19 protein-coding genes are annotated in these 17,524 nt (G+C 61.0%); 16 read left to right on the top strand and 3 right to left on the bottom strand.

Annotated features, from left to right (window positions below):
* Positions 1 to 6: 6 nt before the first annotated feature.
* Positions 7 to 162 (top strand): GNAT family N-acetyltransferase, encoded by a 156-nt coding sequence (locus tag I6E51_RS00095; RefSeq protein WP_197109045.1) that lies wholly within the window; start codon positions 7 to 9, stop codon positions 160 to 162.
* A 97-nt stretch (positions 163 to 259) separates the two neighbouring features.
* Here the strand turns inward: I6E51_RS00095 and I6E51_RS00090 are convergent, their stop codons facing one another.
* Together I6E51_RS00090 and I6E51_RS00085 are read right to left on the bottom strand one after the other, a co-directional pair.
* Positions 260 to 526 (bottom strand): hypothetical protein, encoded by a 267-nt coding sequence (locus tag I6E51_RS00090; protein WP_197109044.1) that lies wholly within the window; start codon positions 524 to 526, stop codon positions 260 to 262.
* A gap of 897 nt (positions 527 to 1,423) precedes the next feature.
* A complete protein-coding gene (locus tag I6E51_RS00085; protein ID WP_197107073.1) occupies positions 1,424 to 1,708 on the bottom strand; it encodes a winged helix-turn-helix domain-containing protein in 285 nt (94 codons plus the stop codon).
* Between the two features lie 134 nt (positions 1,709 to 1,842).
* On the opposite strand from I6E51_RS00085, the gene I6E51_RS00080 reads away from it, so the two are divergent.
* From I6E51_RS00080 to I6E51_RS00070, 3 genes are all read left to right on the top strand, one after another.
* On the top strand, positions 1,843 to 2,787 hold the full coding sequence (locus I6E51_RS00080; RefSeq protein WP_197109043.1) for a sodium-dependent bicarbonate transport family permease: 945 nt from the start codon (positions 1,843 to 1,845) through the stop codon (positions 2,785 to 2,787).
* Between the two features lie 5 nt (positions 2,788 to 2,792).
* Positions 2,793 to 3,095: a transcriptional regulator gene (locus tag I6E51_RS00075; RefSeq protein WP_197109042.1), complete on the top strand. Its 303-nt coding sequence runs from the start codon at positions 2,793 to 2,795 to the stop codon at positions 3,093 to 3,095.
* Positions 3,096 to 3,205: 110 nt separating this feature from the next.
* Positions 3,206 to 3,598 carry an HsmA family protein gene (locus I6E51_RS00070; RefSeq protein WP_197107077.1) on the top strand — a complete coding sequence of 131 codons (393 nt, stop codon included), beginning with the start codon at positions 3,206 to 3,208 and terminating at the stop codon, positions 3,596 to 3,598.
* A 20-nt stretch (positions 3,599 to 3,618) separates the two neighbouring features.
* Here I6E51_RS00070 and I6E51_RS00065 read toward each other — a convergent pair whose 3' ends face one another.
* Positions 3,619 to 4,434: a dienelactone hydrolase family protein gene (locus I6E51_RS00065; protein WP_197109041.1), complete on the bottom strand. Its 816-nt coding sequence runs from the start codon at positions 4,432 to 4,434 to the stop codon at positions 3,619 to 3,621.
* Positions 4,435 to 4,595: 161 nt separating this feature from the next.
* Here I6E51_RS00065 and I6E51_RS00060 point away from each other — a divergent pair, with 161 nt between their 5' ends.
* The 12 genes from I6E51_RS00060 (at position 4,596) to I6E51_RS00005 (ending at position 17,127) form a co-directional block, all read left to right on the top strand.
* Positions 4,596 to 6,161 (top strand): carbohydrate-binding domain-containing protein, encoded by a 1,566-nt coding sequence (locus I6E51_RS00060; RefSeq protein WP_197109040.1) that lies wholly within the window; start codon positions 4,596 to 4,598, stop codon positions 6,159 to 6,161.
* Positions 6,162 to 6,421: 260 nt separating this feature from the next.
* The gene (locus I6E51_RS00055) at positions 6,422 to 7,369 is read left to right on the top strand and encodes a C-terminal binding protein (RefSeq protein ID WP_197107080.1); all 948 of its coding nucleotides are present in this window, start codon (positions 6,422 to 6,424) and stop codon (positions 7,367 to 7,369) included.
* Between the two features lie 81 nt (positions 7,370 to 7,450).
* Positions 7,451 to 7,816: a cupin domain-containing protein gene (locus I6E51_RS00050; protein WP_197107081.1), complete on the top strand. Its 366-nt coding sequence runs from the start codon at positions 7,451 to 7,453 to the stop codon at positions 7,814 to 7,816.
* A 20-nt stretch (positions 7,817 to 7,836) separates the two neighbouring features.
* A complete protein-coding gene (locus tag I6E51_RS00045) occupies positions 7,837 to 9,594 on the top strand; it encodes an ABC transporter permease subunit (RefSeq protein WP_197107082.1) in 1,758 nt (585 codons plus the stop codon).
* Positions 9,591 to 10,685 (top strand): ABC transporter ATP-binding protein, encoded by a 1,095-nt coding sequence (locus I6E51_RS00040; RefSeq protein ID WP_197107083.1) that lies wholly within the window; start codon positions 9,591 to 9,593, stop codon positions 10,683 to 10,685. Before I6E51_RS00045 ends, I6E51_RS00040 begins: the two co-directional genes overlap by 4 nt.
* A gap of 81 nt (positions 10,686 to 10,766) precedes the next feature.
* On the top strand, positions 10,767 to 11,861 hold the full coding sequence (locus I6E51_RS00035; RefSeq protein ID WP_197109039.1) for an extracellular solute-binding protein: 1,095 nt from the start codon (positions 10,767 to 10,769) through the stop codon (positions 11,859 to 11,861).
* Positions 11,862 to 11,947: 86 nt separating this feature from the next.
* The gene (locus I6E51_RS00030; protein ID WP_197109038.1) at positions 11,948 to 12,907 is read left to right on the top strand and encodes a 2-hydroxyacid dehydrogenase; all 960 of its coding nucleotides are present in this window, start codon (positions 11,948 to 11,950) and stop codon (positions 12,905 to 12,907) included.
* 10 nt (positions 12,908 to 12,917) lie between these two features.
* On the top strand, positions 12,918 to 13,748 hold the full coding sequence (kduI, locus tag I6E51_RS00025) for a 5-dehydro-4-deoxy-D-glucuronate isomerase (protein WP_197109037.1): 831 nt from the start codon (positions 12,918 to 12,920) through the stop codon (positions 13,746 to 13,748).
* 52 nt (positions 13,749 to 13,800) lie between these two features.
* Positions 13,801 to 14,610 (top strand): IclR family transcriptional regulator, encoded by an 810-nt coding sequence (locus tag I6E51_RS00020; RefSeq protein WP_197109036.1) that lies wholly within the window; start codon positions 13,801 to 13,803, stop codon positions 14,608 to 14,610.
* Between the two features lie 153 nt (positions 14,611 to 14,763).
* Positions 14,764 to 15,525 carry an SDR family NAD(P)-dependent oxidoreductase gene (locus I6E51_RS00015; RefSeq protein WP_197109035.1) on the top strand — a complete coding sequence of 254 codons (762 nt, stop codon included), beginning with the start codon at positions 14,764 to 14,766 and terminating at the stop codon, positions 15,523 to 15,525.
* A gap of 91 nt (positions 15,526 to 15,616) precedes the next feature.
* Positions 15,617 to 16,381 (top strand): DUF427 domain-containing protein, encoded by a 765-nt coding sequence (locus I6E51_RS00010; RefSeq protein WP_231599605.1) that lies wholly within the window; start codon positions 15,617 to 15,619, stop codon positions 16,379 to 16,381.
* Between the two features lie 74 nt (positions 16,382 to 16,455).
* On the top strand, positions 16,456 to 17,127 hold the full coding sequence (locus tag I6E51_RS00005; protein WP_231599604.1) for an NAD(P)H-hydrate epimerase: 672 nt from the start codon (positions 16,456 to 16,458) through the stop codon (positions 17,125 to 17,127).
* Positions 17,128 to 17,524 lie beyond the last annotated feature (397 nt).

Genomic DNA, 17,524 nt, shown 5'->3' with positions numbered 1-17,524 from the left:
AAAGGCATGCGTGCGACAACGCTTGCTCTCTGGGTGGTTGTCGAGAACCAACGAGCGCGCCGGTTTTATGAGCGTGTCGGTTTTCGGGCTACAGGCGACTACGCGAAGCTTCCCAGTCACCCTGAGCTGTCTGAAGAAAAAATGACGATGGTCCTCCGTTAGAGGTTCCCTGTGACACAGGTCACGCCCGTGTTCGAGCTGCATGGGAAATCGTCGCGCTTGCGTGCTTTCGGATGAGAATAGTGGTCAGAGTGGCTCGTCAGAAACGTGAGGCTGAGTCCGCTGCGAAGCCAGCAATACGAACGATGTGATCGCACACGCGGTCGGGCGGGATTCTGTTCGCGGCCAACAAGGTAACGATGCCGTGGCCTGCCGCCAGGATTAGCTCCGCCGCCGCCGCCGCCGCGTCCGCTTCCGGCTCGGTGACGGTGCGGGCAACCTCTTCCTTCAGAATGCTGAATGCTGTGTGCAACTCCCCGGAAGTATCAGCAGACGCGAACGGGAGTGTCGTTCGGGTCGAGAACATTGCCTCACAAGCCTCGGCCATTCAACCTGTTTGGAGTCGGCTCTTGCGCGCTTCGAGTTGATTGGCACCTGTTTGACCGTGCCACGTTCGAGATTGGTCGCACTCTGCTCGCGACAGGGGACGAAGGTCAGAGCATCGAACTTTATTCGGCTGAGCGTTCGATTGTCGACGCGTTCAGGCTGCGAGGCATTGTCGGGTACGAGACCGGTATTGAGGCGTTGCGCAATTGGTTGAAGCACCCAGAGCATCCCAACCCGCCAGGTTGTTTGCCATTGCGCAGGCCCTGCCGCGAGCGGTCGGCCCCTACGAACCGCCTTGGAGATACTGACATGACCCCGGAGCAGACTTTTGCTGCGCTGCAACGCATCGCCCGATAGCAGGACCGCGCGCTGTGCGAAGTCCGTCGTCGAGGACATGGCTTTGGCCGTCCTCAAAGATCATCTCACTGAAGTGTCGACATTCCTGAATCCAGTCTTCGTGGACGCAGTCGAACCTGCGGCAGCGTGGGACCTAACTTCGAAGACGTGGATCTAAGGCTGCTTGTTCTCTTTCCCTAATTCCACCGATGCAGTGGAGACGTAGCTCGTTACCGAGCAATAATCAGATTGACCGTGCCCACATTTCACCCACACTTGGGGAGCATCGCCGTCAGCGCGCGGCATCGGAGTCGCGCCCAGTCACCAGTGTTTTGCAGAGATTTTGGACAGTTCCGCGCAACTCCGCGGAAACGGCTTTCGACTACGGATCAATAGGCCGGGGGTTCAAATCCCTCCGGGCGCACCACTCGAGAAAGGCCCCGCTTGTTTTGGCGGGGTCTTTCTTTTTTTGTTTGGCCAGTCTCGGCGGCGAAGGCTCCCGGTGCCAGGGCGAACAGGCAGGCCCTCGGCTGCCATGCACCTACGCGCGGGGTTCGGACCCCAGGGTCTTGAGTAGTTCGCCGATCTGGTGGTGGTGCTCGAGAGGGTGCCGAAGCGGCAGATCCGGGTAGAGCTCGTAGCTGTTGCGTCGTCCATCCCGCTTGCGCGTGAGGTACCCGTCTTCGACAAGTTCGGCGATGATGCGCTGGGCGGCTCGTTCGGTGATGCCCACGGCTTCGGCGATGTCCCTTAACCGCATAGTGGGATCCCTAGAAACACACAACAGAACGTGTGCGTGATTGGTCAGGAAGGTCCAGCTGTTCATCTTTCCATCCTAGGTGACACGCGCTGTGCAATACACGCTATGGTTATCGTGTATTGCACAGCGTGTATTCAGGAGGTTGGCCCTTGGGCTCCGCCTGGGGACTACGGACCGTAAGCGAACCAGAGAGTCACCGCGTGATCGATCCCATCATCCTGTTCTTCCTGCTCGGAGCCGTCGCGGGCCTGCTGAGGTCGGAATTGCGTCTACCGGCAGCAGTGTACGAGTTCGTCAGCATCGTGCTGCTGCTCTCCATCGGGCTCAAGGGTGGCGTCGAACTCGCCAAGCAGCCCTTTTCCACCCTGTTGCCACACATGGGTGCAGTGATAGTCATGGGCTTCGTCCTCACACTGCTCGCCTTCCCCGTCCTGCGCTATCTGGGACGCTTCACGCGCGCGGATGCCGCCTCTATCGCGGCCCATTACGGCTCCGTGAGCGTCGGCACGTTCGCGGTGGCGGTCGCCTATCTGGGCAGCAGGCAGATCCCCTTCGAAGAACACATGCCGCTGCTTCTGGTCATGTTGGAGGTGCCGGCCATCCTCGTGGGAATCGTGCTGGCGCGGGGCCTTTCGCGCGAGACGCGCTGGCGGTCGGTGGCCCACGAGGTGTTCCTGGGCAAGGGAATTGTTTTGCTGCTGGGTGGACTGCTCATTGGCTGGGCAGCCGGGCCGGACGGGTTGAAGCCGATAGAGCCGTTCTTCTTCGATCTCTTCAAGGGATTCCTCGCCGTGTTTCTGCTGGAGATGGGGCTGATCACCGCGAAGCAAATCGGCAGCCTTCGCCGCTACGGGCCATTTCTGGTCGCCTTCGGAATCGGGATGCCACTCTTCTCAGCGCTGGTGGGCACCTGGCTGGGCTGGGTTCTTGACCTCTCCGTCGGCGGAACGGCAATCCTGGCGACGCTGGCGGCGAGTGCCTCATACATCGCGGTGCCGGCGGCAATGCGCATTTCCGTGCCCGAGGCGAACCCCACGCTGTCTCTCGCCGCGGCGCTGGGAATCACCTTCCCCTTCAACGTCTTGCTCGGCATCCCGATCTACCACGCACTTGCCGTGTGGGCACATACATTCGCGAGAGGATGAGAGCCATGCAGAGCTATCACCGCAGGTTGTTAACCGTCATCACTGAAGCCGCACTCGAGAGCACCCTTGTTCGAGATCTCGACCAGCTGAATGCCCACGGGTACACCATTACAGATGCCCGCGGCAAAGGTAACCGCGGCGTTCGCGATGCTGGCTGGGAGGCCAGTAGCAACATCCGCATCGAGGTGGTGTGCGACGCGGAGACGGCCGAAGCAATCGCCGCGTACCTTCAGGAGCACTACTACGCCGACTACGCCATGATCCTGTTCATGAGCGATATCGACGTGCTGCGACCCACGAAATTCTAAGCCGCCGCTCGAATCTTCGCGCAACGGCGCGATGTGCGCTAGAACAGGTTCGGTGCTGAATGGCCCGAACCACTTTCGCCCGCGAGCTGTGAACAGGCCACACTAGAGGGATGCTGCTGCCTGCGATCATCCTCATCACTCTGGCCCTCGTGTTTTACACCGTCGGGGTGTGGAGCGAGCGAGTGCAGAAGGTGCTCAAGCCGTGGCACGTCGTGCTCTTCGGGCTGGGATTGGCGGCGGATGCCACGGGCACGTTCTTGATGAACCTGATCGCGACCGAGAATCGTGCAGCCGGCATCGAGCAGAGCGCTTTGAACCAGCTGATGGGCGTCACAGGAGTGATCGCGATCGTTCTCATGGCCGTGCACCTCGCTTGGGCAATCGTCGTGCTGGTGCGCAACCGTGAAGCCGAGAAGACTAGCTTTCACCGGTTCTCTGTCATCGTGTGGGGAATCTGGCTTATCCCGTACATCGTCGGTGCCCTAGGATCGAGCCTCGGCTAGATCAGATCAGCAGACGCCGCTCACCCGATTCGTTCGCGCAAGAACGCGACCACCCGGTCGCGGGCCGCCGCCGCCGAGTTGGCCGGATTCTCGCGCACTTCGCCGGTGAGCACCGAGTGGGCGGTCGCGGCGTAGCCGTCAGGGTTTCCCGGCGACGAGTCCAACTGGATGATCTCGAAGGCATCGCCGAGACGGGCCTTAATGGTGTCGAAGCGGGCGCGCGGGGCGGCGGTATCTTCGCTGAACCGCAAGCCGAGCGCGCAGACATCGCCGGCATCCGCTCGGGCAGCAATGCGGTCGAACTCGTCGGTAGAGACTCCAGCATCGAGCTGGTGCGCGCGTCCGACGGGAAAAGGGACGGCGGGCTGGCTGAGCACGGATGCCGCCACCGAGTCGTCGATCGCCGCGGCTAAGGCGAATCCGCCTGTGAAGCACTGCCCGATCACGCCAACACCTCGCCCCGGAGTGCGGGCAGCGAGGTCGGAGGCAACGGCTCGAAAGTAGTCGGTGATGGGCCGAGATGAGTTCGTCGCAAATGCGCGGAACTCGGCGGCCACGCACAACCGCAGCACGATCCGCGTCATGTAGCCCACGGTCTTTGCTTTGCCTGGCTGGCCGAATGGTGAGGGCACGACGACCGTGAAGCCGGCAGCGACGAGGTGCTCGGCTAGGCCAAGCACTTCCGGTGTGATTCCGGGGATCTCTGGGATGAGCACCACTCCTGGCCCCGAACCCTTTTCGAAGCAGTCATAGGTCAGGCCCGCGGCGGCGAACGGCGCGCGAACCCAACCGCGGAGGTTGCCGACCGGTGCGGCGGAAGCGCTAACGGCTGTCATGCGTACATCTTCGCTCACGAAACCGTGATCCCTCCTGAACGAGGAGAAGACGCGGTAGTCGCGCCGTTTCGACATCCACGGCTCACGCATATCCCGTTCATAGGAATGTCATAGGGAACCCCGGTGTAGTGGAACACGTCACCCACCAGAGGAGCTTGATCATGAAGCGAAATCACTTCACCCTTACCGCCGCAGTCAGCACGTTTTTGATTGGCGGGGTGCTGTTGGCCGGATGCACAACCGCAGTCGAAACACCCACCGTCGCCTCCAGCGTGACGGCCGAGGTCAGCGATGCGAGCGTCGAGCTTAGCCTCGGCCCGGTTGCGACAGAAGTTCTTGCGGCAAACGCGAACTCCACGACCACGAACGATGACGAGTGGACCCTTGATGGCGCAGTTTCGATTGCCCTCGACGGATCCACTGCGACCGCCGACGGCGATGGCGTCAGCGTCTCGGGTTCCACGATCACCATCACGGCGGCCGGCACCTACGTTCTCTCGGGACAGCTCGACGGCCAAGTCGTCGTCGACACCGACGATGAAGACGTCGTCGCACTGGTGCTCGACGGCGTAGAAATTTCCAACTCAACGAGCGCCGCGATCGCGGTCGTCAACGCCGAAGACGTGGTGGTCTCGCTCAGCGGAACCAACACGCTCTCCTCCACAGGAGACGACGCCGAATACAACGCCGCACTCTTCAGCGACGCCGACCTCACTATCTCGGGCGACGGCTCGCTCACAGTAAGCAGCTCGGTCAACGACGGCATCACGAGCCATGACGACCTCGTCATCCTCTCGGGCGACATCACGGTCACCGCGGGCGATGACGGCCTGCGGGGCAAAGACTCGCTGACCATCGAGGGCGGCACCGTCACGGTGGATGCCGGCGGCGATGCTCTCAAGTCAGACAACGAAGAAGACGAAACGCGCGGCTACGTGTACATCGCGGGAGGCACTGTTGACCTCACGGCGGCGGATGACGGAGTGCAGGCCGAGACCGACATCGTGATCGCGGGCGGTTCAACCACGCTCGCGGCCGAAGACGACGGGCTCAAGTCAGAGGTCAACATCGTGATCTCGGGCGGCGGAACCGCTGTCACCAATTCTTACGAAGGCATCGAGTCGTACTACATCACGATCGAAGGCGGCGCGCTCGCGGTCAACGCGAGCGATGACGGCATCAACGCCACGAGCGGCACCAGCACCACCACCGACATCGGCGGCATCGTCGAAGCGGATGACGGAGCGATGGTGTCGATCACCGGCGGCGAGACCACGGTCAACTCAGCCGGCGATGGAATCGACTCCAACGGGTCGATGCTGGTCACGGGCGGTACAACCACGGTGTTCGGTTCGTCCGAAGACCGTGAGGGTGCGCTCGATGCGAACGGCACCATCGTGGTCGACGGCGGAACGGTCCTGGCGGTCGGTATGACCTTCATGGCAACCGCGCCCGAAACGTCATCTTCGCAGGGCTGGGTGAGCGCTTCGCTCGAGCAGGCGTACGGCGCCGACCAGACCGTGCAGGTGCTCGATAGCAGCGGCACGATGATCGCCGAGTTCACCTCGATCAAGTCGTTCCAGTCGGTCGTGCTGTCGGATGCCGCCATCACGAACGGCGACACCTACACGATCACGGTTGGCGGCGACTCAGCCGGAACCGTGACAGCCGGAGTCGCAGCAGCGGGAAGCGAAAGCGGCGGCGGAGGAGGCCAGCCTCGCCCGTAACACTGGGCGACGTCACGGCATGAAAGCTCATGTAAAGCGACGGTCGCGGAGCGGGTCCGCGCCACTCTTCGCCTAGTGCAACAACCGAAAACCCCACAGAAATGTGGGGTTTTCGGCGGTTAACGGTCACTCCGACCGCAGCGGAATGTCTCATTCGACAGCGAACAATTGTGCGCGTGGTGAGTGGCTCTAGAAAAAAATGATTGACAGCTTTTACAGAATATGAAACGGTGTATCAAAATCCGAACAAGGGATAAAAGATGCAACGCTCGCTCGCCGTTCTCGATAGCTCTTACGGCGACGTCGTGCTCGAAGCCGAAGCCGCAGCCGCGCATGGGGTGACGGTGCGGGATGCTCGCGAGAACACCTCTCCTGCCGACGGAGTCCTGGTGCAGTACGCCACGATCGGCGCTGCCGAAATGGATGCGAACCCCTCGTGGAAGGTCATCGGGCGTTACGGCGTCGGAGTCGACACGATCGATCTTGAGGCTGCCGCGTCCCGGGGTATTCCCGTCGTCAACGTTCCCGACTACTGCGAAGAGGAAGTGGCGACGCACGCCGCGGCACTAATCCTCGGGGCGGCCCGCCGCATCCGCGAAGCAGACCTGCTCGTGCGTGACGGCGCGTGGGGCTCGTGGAGCGAACTTCGCCCCATTCAGGCCCTCTCTCAGTCGACTCTGTCGCTCATCGGAATCGGTCACATCGGTTCCGAAACCATTCGCTTGATGAGCCCGTTCTTCGGTCGAATCGTCGCTCACGACCCGTTCGCTGCTCCGGCCGACGGAGTCGAGCTGCTCGGCTTCGAAGAGGCGTTGGCTGCTGGCGATGTCATTAGCCTCCACTGCCCGCTTAATGACCAGACTCGTCACCTCATTGATGCTGCCGCGCTCGCCCACGTCAAGCCCGGCGCTGTTCTCGTCAATGTCTCGCGCGGCGGCCTGATCAACAGCGCTGACCTCGCTGCCGCTCTTCACGATGGGCGTCTCGCCGGTGCGGCCCTGGATGTGTTGGAGGCGGAGCCGCCGGCGGGAGATCCCATTCTTGACGCCCCGCGCGTGACTCTCACTAACCACATTGCCTGGTACTCCGAGCAGTCTGAGCGTCGCTTGCGGCACCTGCTCGCCGAGCGTTGCGCGGGAGTACTCGACGGAAAACCCGCCCCGACCGTGGCCAATCGGGCCGCGCTCGAGCGACTCGCTAGCAATTAGCGCGAACCGGAATTCGTGGGGAAACACCCCGGAAATATCTTTTTGGTACGTTGTTCCATAATTTGAAAAGAAGGATCAGAAATGACTGAGCTCAACAGCCACTTGCTCGACATCGCTACCGCCGAGTTGGCTCCCAGCCCGGCACCTGCACGCATCGTTTCGGGCGACCCCACGTGCAAGGAAAAAGTGATTGTCGACACGGGATCCCTAGAGATCGGTGTGTGGGAAGTCACCCCCGGAGTTTTCGATTCGGTCAAGCACGACATCGGTGAGGTTGTTCAGTTCGTATCCGGCGCAGGCCGCATTGAACACCCGGACGGCACTGTGTCGCCGATCGCCGCTGGTGTCGTCGTCGAGTTCCTTCCCGGCTGGACGGGCACTTGGTACATCGAAGAGACCACTCGCAAGCTCTACACGATCTACAAGACCGCCCCGGCGCAGGCCTAACAGGAACGGGAGACAAGGCCATGAGTACCGAGGCGGAAACTACGCAGATATCGCTGACTGCTCGGCCGCCCTCGCGCCGCGTTCGAGGCCTTGTGTCCCGGTGGCTGCTGCTGACCCCGATCATCGCTTTCTATGTGATCTTCTTTCTGTGGCCCATCCTCACGGTGGTTCTTCGCAGCTTGAGTCTCGACGGCAAGTTCGATGCGGCAGCACCGAGTTTCACGCTCGACAACTTTGCCCAACTAATCGGTGATGACTTCCTGCTCCTGATCGAGGGCCGCACGCTGTTGCTCGCGATCAACTCAACGTTGATTACGACGGCACTCGCGTTTCCCACGGCCTATTTCATCTCCCGGCTCAACCGGAAGACAGCATCCGTACTCTTGCTGCTGATCTTGATCCCGTTCTGGGTGTCGATTGTGGTTCGACTCTTTGCCGTCACCTCGATCCTCAGCCCGAACGGCCCGGTGAATCAGGCGAGTCTCGCGCTCGGGTTCGGCGAAACATCGTTGCTATACACCCAGGCGGGAACGCTGGTCGGTACCGTCATGTACCTTCTGCCGTACATGATTCTGGTGCTCTACGCCGGCATGGTCGCAGTCGATAGCAACCTCATGCTGGCTGCTCGAACGATGGGCGCATCAGCGAGCTACGCCTTCTTCCGTGTCTACATACCCATGATTCGCTCGTCGCTTCTGAGCGGTGCGCTACTGATCTTCATCCTCGCGCTGAGCTTCTTCGTTGTACCTGCCATCCTTGGCGGGCCTCGGGATCAGACGATCGCTGTCTATATTCAGCAGCAGATCGACATCTTCCAGTGGGGCACCGCTAGCGCCATGGGAATGGTGCTGCTTATAGCGACAGTCATTTGCTACGTCGGAGTGGTGCGCATTGCGGGAACCTTCCAGCCCGGCGGAGTCGGCTCGGTTCAAGCAAAGGGTGTGAGCGCGGGGCAGGCTTTCCGCTGGTCGCCCATCATGATCATGTCGGCCGCGCTTTCGGCAATCACCATCGCCATTCTGGTGATCCCCGTGTTGTTCGTCTTCCCGTTGTCAACGGGCGAGACCGGCACAGTGGTGTTCCCGCCTCGCGGCTTCACCTTGGAGTGGTTCGTTCAGGTGTTCACGACCGACACTTGGCTCGGCCCGATCATGCAGAGTTCGATCGTCGGCGTGGGTACCGCAGTGCTGTCTGTCGGTATCGCACTCGCGCTGGCCCGGGTCACAAGCGAAATGACGTCGACTACCGGAAAAGCAATCATTGGCGGTCTCGCCTTTGCGCCAATCATTGCGCCGAGCATCCTGCTCGCTATCGGAATCTTCGACGTCGAACTCCAGCTCAAGCTGACGGGCACGGTGATCGGGCTCATCTTGGCGCACACCGTGATTGCGGCGCCCCTCTCCTACGCACTCATCGCGGCGTCCATGGCGGGTGCCGATCGCGGAATCGAAGCTGCAGCCTGGACTCTGGGTGCATCGCGAATCCGGACATTCTGGACAGTGGTTGTTCGAGGAATCCTGCCGAGTGCATTGGGTGCATTCGCGATTGCGTTCGTGACCTCATGGGATGAGGTCGTGCTCGCTCTCTTCCTGCAGACGGGCCCAACCAAAACCTTGCCCGTCACCATTTACAAATATCTCGAGAGTGGCATCATCCCGACGGTTCCCGCTGTCGCTTCGCTACTCATCGCATTAGTCGTGCTGATCGTCGTCGTTCGAGGCGTTGTCGGCTCAATATCCGCGCGGCGACGCGCAGCTCAACAGGAGGAATCACGATGACCGCTTCACACTCACGCCGCGGCCAGGTTTTCGCCTCGGGAATCGGACTGGACTACAACGGGAACGTTGCCCTCGATAATGCGTCGGTAGAGGTCCACGCAGGTGAGTTCTTCACCCTTCTTGGCCCCTCCGGCTCGGGAAAGACAACGCTACTGCGCATCATCGCGGGCCTTCTCGAACCGCAACGCGGCACCATCTCCATCGACGACGCTGATGTGACCGACGTGGACACTCAGCACCGCGATATCGGGTTCGTGTTCCAGAACTACGCGCTCTTCCCGCACCTGACGGTTGCCGAGAACATCGAATTCGGGCTCAAGGTGCGCAAGGTCAAGTCCGTAGCGCGCGCCGCTCGTCTTGCCGAAATGATCGAACTCGTTGCGCTGGGTGGGTTGGGCGACCGCTACCCGGCTCAACTCAGTGGTGGCCAGCAGCAACGTGTTGCCCTCGGTCGGGCGCTCGCGCAGCGCCCCCGCGTGCTCCTGCTTGACGAGCCTCTTGGCGCTCTCGACCGTGCGCTCCGTCAAGATCTGGGCGCCGAGATCCGACGCATTCAGCGTGAGGCTCAGACCACTGCGGTCTATGTCACCCACGATCAGGATGAAGCCTTCATTCTTTCTGACCGGATGGGCGTCATGCGCGACGGCAAGGTCTCTCAGATCGGAACCCCCGAGGAGCTCTACCGCGCACCCAAAGACCTGTTCGTGGCTCGATTCTTGGGAAAGACAAACCTGTTCGAGGCAGAAGTGCTGAGCGAGTCATCCGAGGGTGCCGTCGTTCGAATCGGAGACCACCAGGTCACCGCACGCCCCGGAGTTCCCGGCGGATCATCGTCGGTGTACTGCTCTGTTCGACCCGAACAGATCGTGCTCAGCGGGGATGTCGTACCCGAGGGCCACCACAAACTCACCACCGGTGTCGTCACCGACAGCCGCTTCCTCGGCCAGAGGCAGAGCGTGCGCATCGCGACGGACTCCATGGAATGTTCGGCAGATCTTGATCCTTACGGTCAGATCCCCGCCGTCGGCGAACGGGTCACCCTTTCCGTTCGCATTGGCGAGTCAGCGCTCGTACCGCGCGAAACCGCCTAGAGATTCACCACCGCACCACCGCACCACATCACTACAGCACCAAAGCAGCACGTTACAGATACCAGAGAAACGAGGAGATCCATGAAGAAGACAATCAGACGACTCTCGATCGTCGGAGCGAGTTCACTCGTTGCGGCCCTCGCACTGAGTTCGTGTACTACCAGTGAGCCAGCAGATTCGGGCTCGGCTGGTGCCATTTCCGGCGACATCCTGTTCTACGACACCAGCGGTGGCGTGGTCTACGAGGCGGAAGCGGCAACGCTTTTCGCTGACTTCACTGACGACACTGGCGTCTCAGTGACTGATGATTACAACGAAGCCGCGACGAAGTTCTTCGCTTCCGCAGAAGCCGGATCGATGCCGTGGAGCCTGATGCTCTTCCCCACGGTTAACGATGCTGCCACTGCCGCTGCGGATGGCCTGCTTGAGAAGATCGACACGTCGATCGTTCCCGTCGACAAGCTCGTCGACGGTACCTACAACGAGTACGGCATCGAGGTGGGAACCTTCGGAATGGTGCTCGCTTGGGATGACGACGCTTACCCCGACACAAAGCCGACGGAAATGGCTGACCTCTGGGATCTCGACACCTTCCCCGGAAAACGCTGCTTCTTCAACAACCCCCAGTACGGCTGGACCCTTGAGGCTGCGTTGCTCGCCGATGGCGTTGCAGCAGATGACCTCTACCCGCTGGATGTCGACCGCGCGCTCGAGAAGCTCGATGAGATCAAGAACGACATCACCTGGTGGACCAGCGGAGCTCAGTCAATCGAGTCCTTCGAGAACGGTTCGTGCGACATCGGAATCCTTTGGGCCAACCGTGCCTTCACGGCATTGGATGCCAACGGCTTCCCGATGAACATCACGTGGAACGAAGCTGGGTACTCCAACAGCGTGTGGTCGATTCCCGCCGGTGCGCCCAACGCGGCCGCCGCGCAGGAACTGCTCGCTCACGTGATCAACAACACCGAAGGCCAGATCGCTTTCGCTTCTGTTGTTCCGACTCCCATCCCGGCATCGGTCAAGGCTCTGAGCCCGACCGACTTCCCCGAACAGGTTCAGGCGTTCTTGCCCGTGGGCTCGAACGTTGATGGCTCCGTTCTTCAGGACAGCGACTACTACCTAGAGAGCCTCACTGAGGTTCTCGACCAGTTCAACCGCTGGGTCGGGCAGTAATCAATTAATCGGATGCTCGCGCTGATCACTTGGCGCGAGCATCCACCTCTTGGCATCACACCGCACGAAGATAAGGAACACACACCATGAAGATCGTTTGCATCGACGGCGAGTCCCAGTACCGAGAAATCGTTGAGCGGGATGTAAAGATCCCCCTCGAAAAGCTGGGCCACACCTTCGACTGGTTCGAAGAGTCGTTTGATGACATCGAGGCAGCAACGGCCCGCGCCGCTGGCTACGACGTGCTCTACGTCGTGGGCGATCAAGGTCCGGTTCCTGCCGGCCTCATGAAGAACAATCCCGGGCTCCGCATGGTGAGTTTTGTTGGAACGGGCGCTCGCCGATTCGTCTCGATGGATGAAGCCGCAGCAAGCGGAGTCACCGTCACTAACGTGCCTGACTTCGCGAGCCAGAGTGTCGCCGAGCACGCCATCGCGCTGATGTTTGCTGTCGCACGTCGCGTTGTCGAAGGCGATGCAATCGTGCGTTCGGGGGAGTGGGCGAAGAACCAAGGCCTGAAGCTTGCCGGCCGCCGCCTCGGCGTTGTGGGGGCCGGAGCCATCGGCGCCCGTGTCATCACCATGGCTAAGGCGCTCGGAATGGATGTCGTCTACTGGAGTAGAACAGCGTCACCGGAGCGTGACGAAGCGCTCGGTGCGCCGCGGGTGGAACTCGAGGAGCTCTTCGAGACCTGCGACGTGGTTTCGCTGCACCTCATCCACAACAAAGAGACCGACGGCATGATCGGGCGTTCTCTCTTGGAGCGCATGCGCCCCACCGCCATCCTTGTGAACACCGCGCGTGCCGAAGTCATGGACAACGTCGCGCTCAAAGAAATCGTTGAGGCCGGAGCCATCTTCGGTGCGGGTCTCGACGTCTTCGTGGAGGAGCCGCCGTCGGCATCCGTGATTCCGGGCGCAGCGACAAACAGCGTTCTTGCGCCTCACATCGGTTTTCACACGGATGAAGCCGACGACGTTTTCCGTCTCGCGGGCGAGAACATTGTGGCGTTTGCCGCAGGCACACCGACGAACGTCATCGACTAGGAAGCCTCCCATGCAGACTCGCTACGCAACACATCCCGACGACTTCGCCGCACTTGACCTCACGAGCCTCAAGTCGAGGTTCGTCGTCGGTGACCTCTTTACGCCAGGCAAGGTTTCTCTCGTTTATAGCCACCATGACCGCATGGTGTTGGGCGGTGCTGTGCCCACGGCGGGAACGCCGCTCACGCTCGAGGCTCCCGATCAACTTCGCTCGGAGTACTTCTGCCAGCGTCGCGAGCTCGCAATCGTTGCTGTTGCAGCGCCCGGCTCGGTAACGGTGGATGGTGTTCGCTACGAGATGGCTGCCAAAGACGTTCTCTATGTTGGCCGGGGCGCGAAGGAGATTAGCTTCGAGTCTGAGGGGGCAGAAGCATCCTTTTATCTCGCCTCGGCCACGGCTCACGTGACCTATCCCACTACTCTCGTGCCGTTGGGTGAGGCGTTGCGTGCCGAGGCAGGCGACTCCTCGACTGCTAACGAACGCACGATCTACAAGCATTTGCACGAAGACGGGGTGCGCACGGCCCAGCTCGTTCTTGGCATCACGGCCTTGAAGCCGGGTAGCGTGTGGAACAGCATGCCTCCGCATACGCACGACCGCCGCACCGAGGTCTATCTCTATATGGATCTACCTTCGGAGCACCGCATCCAGCACTTTATGGGTCTTCCGGCCGAGCCGAAAGCTGTGGCTGTGCGCAATCACGAAGCAGTGATCTCGCCCAGTTGGTCAGTTCATCTCGGCGCCGGAACAACGAATTACTCGTTCGTTTGGGTCATGGCGGGGGAGAATCAAAGCTTCACCGATATGGACCAAGTCTCAGTTATTGAGCTTGGCGAATGAATCCCGACCGCGATTACCCGATCGCATCTGACTTTTTGACTGAGGAGTTCTTATGAGCACCGACAAGCTAAGCGACGACGCGCCGATTGCGGGAACCCAGAGTCTCGATCGCGCGCTTGAAGTGCTGATCACGATCGCCGACAGTCCGGAGCCAGGGCTCACTTTGGCCGCATGCAGCACGATGCTGAAGTACAGCAAGGCCACGACGCATCGGATGCTCCGCACTCTCGTGGCGCGCGATTTCCTCGCGTACGACGAAGAAACGATGGTCTACAGCCTGGGCGTGGCCAACTTGCGAATCGGCTCTGAGTACTTGCGCCGGATCGACCTGCGTCGCATTGCGCTTCCGGCGATGCGGGAGCTCGTGGCGGAGAGCCGCGACACCGCTCACTTGGCGACGCTGAGCGAGTCGGATGTCGTCTACATCGAGGTCGTCGATAGCCCTGAGCCTGTTCGAATCTTCAGCCGCGTCGGCGACTCGGTTCCCGCGTTTGCTACTGGTGTTGGCAAGGCGATCTTGGCGTGGACCAGTGCTGACCGGCTCGAGCGTCGTCTTCCTGCAACCTTGACTGCTCGCACCGAGAACACCATCACGACGCGGGATGCACTGATGGCAGATCTCGCGGTGACGCGTGAGCGGGGCTTTGCGATTGACAACATGGAGAACCGCGAGGGCATTCGTGGTTATGCCGCAGCTATTTTCGACCACACTGATTCGGTCGTCGCGTCGGTGAGCATCGCAGGGCCAGCGGCAAAGGTAACCGAAGAGTTGGACTTAGTGCTGGGGCCTCTCGTGCGACAGACCGCTGACACCATCTCCAAGTTGCTCGGGGCATCCGCGAACGTTCGTCTCTCAGCCTGATGTCTGCCGAGGGAATATCCCCCGGCTCCACGACCGCCCTCGCTGACAGAACTGGCACTCCGCTGTAGTGACAGTTCTGACTTCACGCGCTGCAAATTACATCAATGGAACAGCCGTCCTAGTCGACGGCGAATGGTTAGGACGTAAAAAACAATGATCGATCTCACTTCTCGACGAGTGCTTGTTACCGGTGGCGGGCGCGGAATTGGCGCAGGAATCGCGCTCGGTCTCGCCCGTGCGGGCGCCAATGTTGTCGTGCACTACAACGGCAGTGCCGATGAGGCTGCTGAAACCGTGAACCTCATCCAGGCTCTCGGCGGTCAAGCGCTGGCTGTGCAAGCGGATCTCACCGACTCGGCTCAGGCCGACCACCTTGTCGCTACCGCAGCCGAGTTTCTCGGCGGGCTCGACATCGTCGTGACGAACGCCGGCCACCTGGTGGGGCGTGCGCCCGTCGCCACGATGTCAGATGACCACTGGATGAAGGTGCTCGACGTCAACCTCGCAAGCACGTTCTACGTGTGCCGCGCAGCAATCGCGCACTTGGAGAAGTCGTCGGCTGGCCGAATCGTCACGATGGCATCCTTGGCGGCAGAAAACGGCGGAGGCGGGGGAGCCGTCGCCTACGCAACGTCGAAGGCCGGCGTCGTCGGTTTCACGCGCGCACTGGCCAAGGAACTGGCTGCCAAGAACATCACGGTCAACTCTTTGGCCCCTGGCTTCATCGAGGGCACGCCCTTCCACGACACCTTCACTCCGGATGACGCACGCGCGGGAATCATCGCCGGCATCCCGATCGGCCGTGCCGGAAACGTGGATGACGTCGCGGGCGCCGTTCTCTACTTGGCTTCCGACCTCGCGTCGTTCGTGACCGGTCAGGTCATCGACATCAATGGTGGAGTGAACTTTAGGTAGCCAACCCTCGGCCGCTGATTGTCCCTCACAGGCGACGGTGACAGGCTGGACCCACTGACGAAAGAGGGTTCTGATGAACGACTATCCAGGAATGATTTCCAAGAAAAACCTCATCGAGCCTGTCCCGCGTCGCATTCGCGGCTATTTCGCGGGCGAGCTCATCTTCGACACGACAGCAGCGCTGTATGTGTGGGAGTGGGCTCCGTATCCGCAGTTCTACATCCCGCTCGCCGATGTGAAGTCTGAGTTCCTCGTCGATGAAGGGCAGGAGCACCATCCCGCGCGCGGCACCTATCACGTCCAGGGTCTTGCGGTGGGGGAGCGCGAGCATCCGGCAGCAGCCAAGGTTTACGCTGGCGACGGGCTAGAGGGCCTCGCCGACATGGTGCGTTTTGAGTGGGATGCTCTCGACTCCTGGTTCGAGGAGGATGAGCAAGTTTTTGTGCACCCTCGAAGCCCCTATGCCCGAGTGGATGCCGTGCGCTCGACCCGCACGGTGCGCGTCGAACTCGAGGGGGTTGTGCTCGCCGAGTCCTCGTCTCCGGTCATGGTTTATGAAACGGGTTTGCCGACGCGGTATTACCTCAACCGCACGGACGTGAACTTCCAGCATCTCGTCGCCAATGACACCGTGACCGAGTGCCCTTATAAGGGAACCACTACCGACTACTGGTCGGTGGAGGTGGGCGGCACGGTCCACGACGATTTGGCGTGGTCGTACTCGTTCCCCACGCGACAACTGTTGCCAATTGCCGGCCTCGTGGCGTTCTATAACGAGAAGCTCGACATGTTCATCGATGGCATCGAGCTCACTCAGGCCAAGACGCACTTCTTTCCGTCGACTTCTGCGAGCTAAGAGCGCGGGTCATGGCAGCGAGCAGCTTTCGAACAAAAACCGGGCTTGTCGTGCCTGCTATTACGAGGACGCAGATGCGCGAGGTCGATCGGGTTGCGGTCGAGGAGCTGGGGCCCAATCTCTATCAAATGATGGAGAACGCGGGCCGCAATCTGGCGTCGCTGTGTGTGGAGCTCCTCGGCGATCGCTGGCCGTCAGCACCGATAATGGTGCTGGCCGGAACCGGCGGCAATGGTGGCGGCGGAATCTGCGCCGCCCGCCATCTGGCCAACCACGGTGGCAATGTCACTCTGGTGATCTCTAACCCGTCTCATCTCAAGGGCGTTCCTGCTGACCAACTCGCGCTCTACCGCGCCACTGGCGCACGAGTTGCGACGGTCGCTGACCTCGACACCGTGGATGCTGACCTGCTCGTCGATGCCGTGTTGGGCTACAGCCTCGGTGGTGCACCGCACGGGGCAGCTGCCGAACTCATCAGATGGATGTCGCGCCACCCCGCCCCGGTCGTCTCCCTCGACATCCCATCCGGGGTCGATTCCACGACCGGCGTAGCGCCAGGGGATCACGTCACCGCCACCCACACGATGACTCTCGCTGCTCCGAAGACGGGGTTGGATGCCGAAGCCGTCGGCGCGCTCTGGCTGGCTGACATTGGGATTCCTCGCGAGGTCTATCGGCGCGTAGGTATCGAGCTGCCTCCTGCTCTCTTCGCTCCGGGATACCGGGTGCGACTTCGAGCATCCTAAACACAGTGTTTTGGGGGCCTCATTTTTGCGACACGCCCGGGATGTGGGCGGTGTTGGCGAGGGGGGCAAAATGCACGTAATGTTTCCTCTTGTCACCCCAAAGGTGCGGAAGTCCCGGGCAGTTCTGCTGCTAGGTTTCCGGCCTCAAGTGGGGGCCACCATCCTCCGAAATCTTTTAGGTTTGGGTCGAGTCAAACATCGGTTTACCTCTTGTGGGTTGCGGTGTCAGATCTTAGGATGAGAACCCGCTTTATTCGCGTGTTGACCAGTTGTTGTGTGCCGTTCTGGTGCAGTTCTGCTGGTTTGACAAGCGCGGTAATGCTGGTAAGTTAGACAGGTTGCCTTTCGCTTTCAGCGGAGGTTGCCAACACAGGTTTTGAAAGCCCTGGGGTGAAGC

The organism is Salinibacterium sp. NSLL17 (assembly GCF_015864935.1).
Lineage (GTDB): Bacteria > Actinomycetota > Actinomycetes > Actinomycetales > Microbacteriaceae > Rhodoglobus.
This window is presented reverse-complemented; position numbering and strand designations above follow the sequence as displayed.

Coding starts and splice junctions, on each gene's coding strand:
- I6E51_RS00095 (WP_197109045.1), top strand. CDS start 7: ATGCGTGCGACAACGCTTGCTCTCTGGGTGGTTGTCGAGAACCAACGA.
- I6E51_RS00090 (WP_197109044.1), bottom strand. CDS start 526: ATGTTCTCGACCCGAACGACACTCCCGTTCGCGTCTGCTGATACTTCC.
- I6E51_RS00085 (WP_197107073.1), bottom strand. CDS start 1,708: ATGAACAGCTGGACCTTCCTGACCAATCACGCACACGTTCTGTTGTGT.
- I6E51_RS00075 (WP_197109042.1), top strand. CDS start 2,793: ATGCAGAGCTATCACCGCAGGTTGTTAACCGTCATCACTGAAGCCGCA.
- I6E51_RS00070 (WP_197107077.1), top strand. CDS start 3,206: ATGCTGCTGCCTGCGATCATCCTCATCACTCTGGCCCTCGTGTTTTAC.
- I6E51_RS00065 (WP_197109041.1), bottom strand. CDS start 4,434: ATGACAGCCGTTAGCGCTTCCGCCGCACCGGTCGGCAACCTCCGCGGT.
- I6E51_RS00060 (WP_197109040.1), top strand. CDS start 4,596: ATGAAGCGAAATCACTTCACCCTTACCGCCGCAGTCAGCACGTTTTTG.
- I6E51_RS00055 (WP_197107080.1), top strand. CDS start 6,422: ATGCAACGCTCGCTCGCCGTTCTCGATAGCTCTTACGGCGACGTCGTG.
- I6E51_RS00050 (WP_197107081.1), top strand. CDS start 7,451: ATGACTGAGCTCAACAGCCACTTGCTCGACATCGCTACCGCCGAGTTG.
- I6E51_RS00045 (WP_197107082.1), top strand. CDS start 7,837: ATGAGTACCGAGGCGGAAACTACGCAGATATCGCTGACTGCTCGGCCG.
- I6E51_RS00040 (WP_197107083.1), top strand. CDS start 9,591: ATGACCGCTTCACACTCACGCCGCGGCCAGGTTTTCGCCTCGGGAATC.
- I6E51_RS00035 (WP_197109039.1), top strand. CDS start 10,767: ATGAAGAAGACAATCAGACGACTCTCGATCGTCGGAGCGAGTTCACTC.
- I6E51_RS00030 (WP_197109038.1), top strand. CDS start 11,948: ATGAAGATCGTTTGCATCGACGGCGAGTCCCAGTACCGAGAAATCGTT.
- kduI (WP_197109037.1), top strand. CDS start 12,918: ATGCAGACTCGCTACGCAACACATCCCGACGACTTCGCCGCACTTGAC.
- I6E51_RS00020 (WP_197109036.1), top strand. CDS start 13,801: ATGAGCACCGACAAGCTAAGCGACGACGCGCCGATTGCGGGAACCCAG.
- I6E51_RS00015 (WP_197109035.1), top strand. CDS start 14,764: ATGATCGATCTCACTTCTCGACGAGTGCTTGTTACCGGTGGCGGGCGC.
- I6E51_RS00010 (WP_231599605.1), top strand. CDS start 15,617: ATGATTTCCAAGAAAAACCTCATCGAGCCTGTCCCGCGTCGCATTCGC.
- I6E51_RS00005 (WP_231599604.1), top strand. CDS start 16,456: ATGCGCGAGGTCGATCGGGTTGCGGTCGAGGAGCTGGGGCCCAATCTC.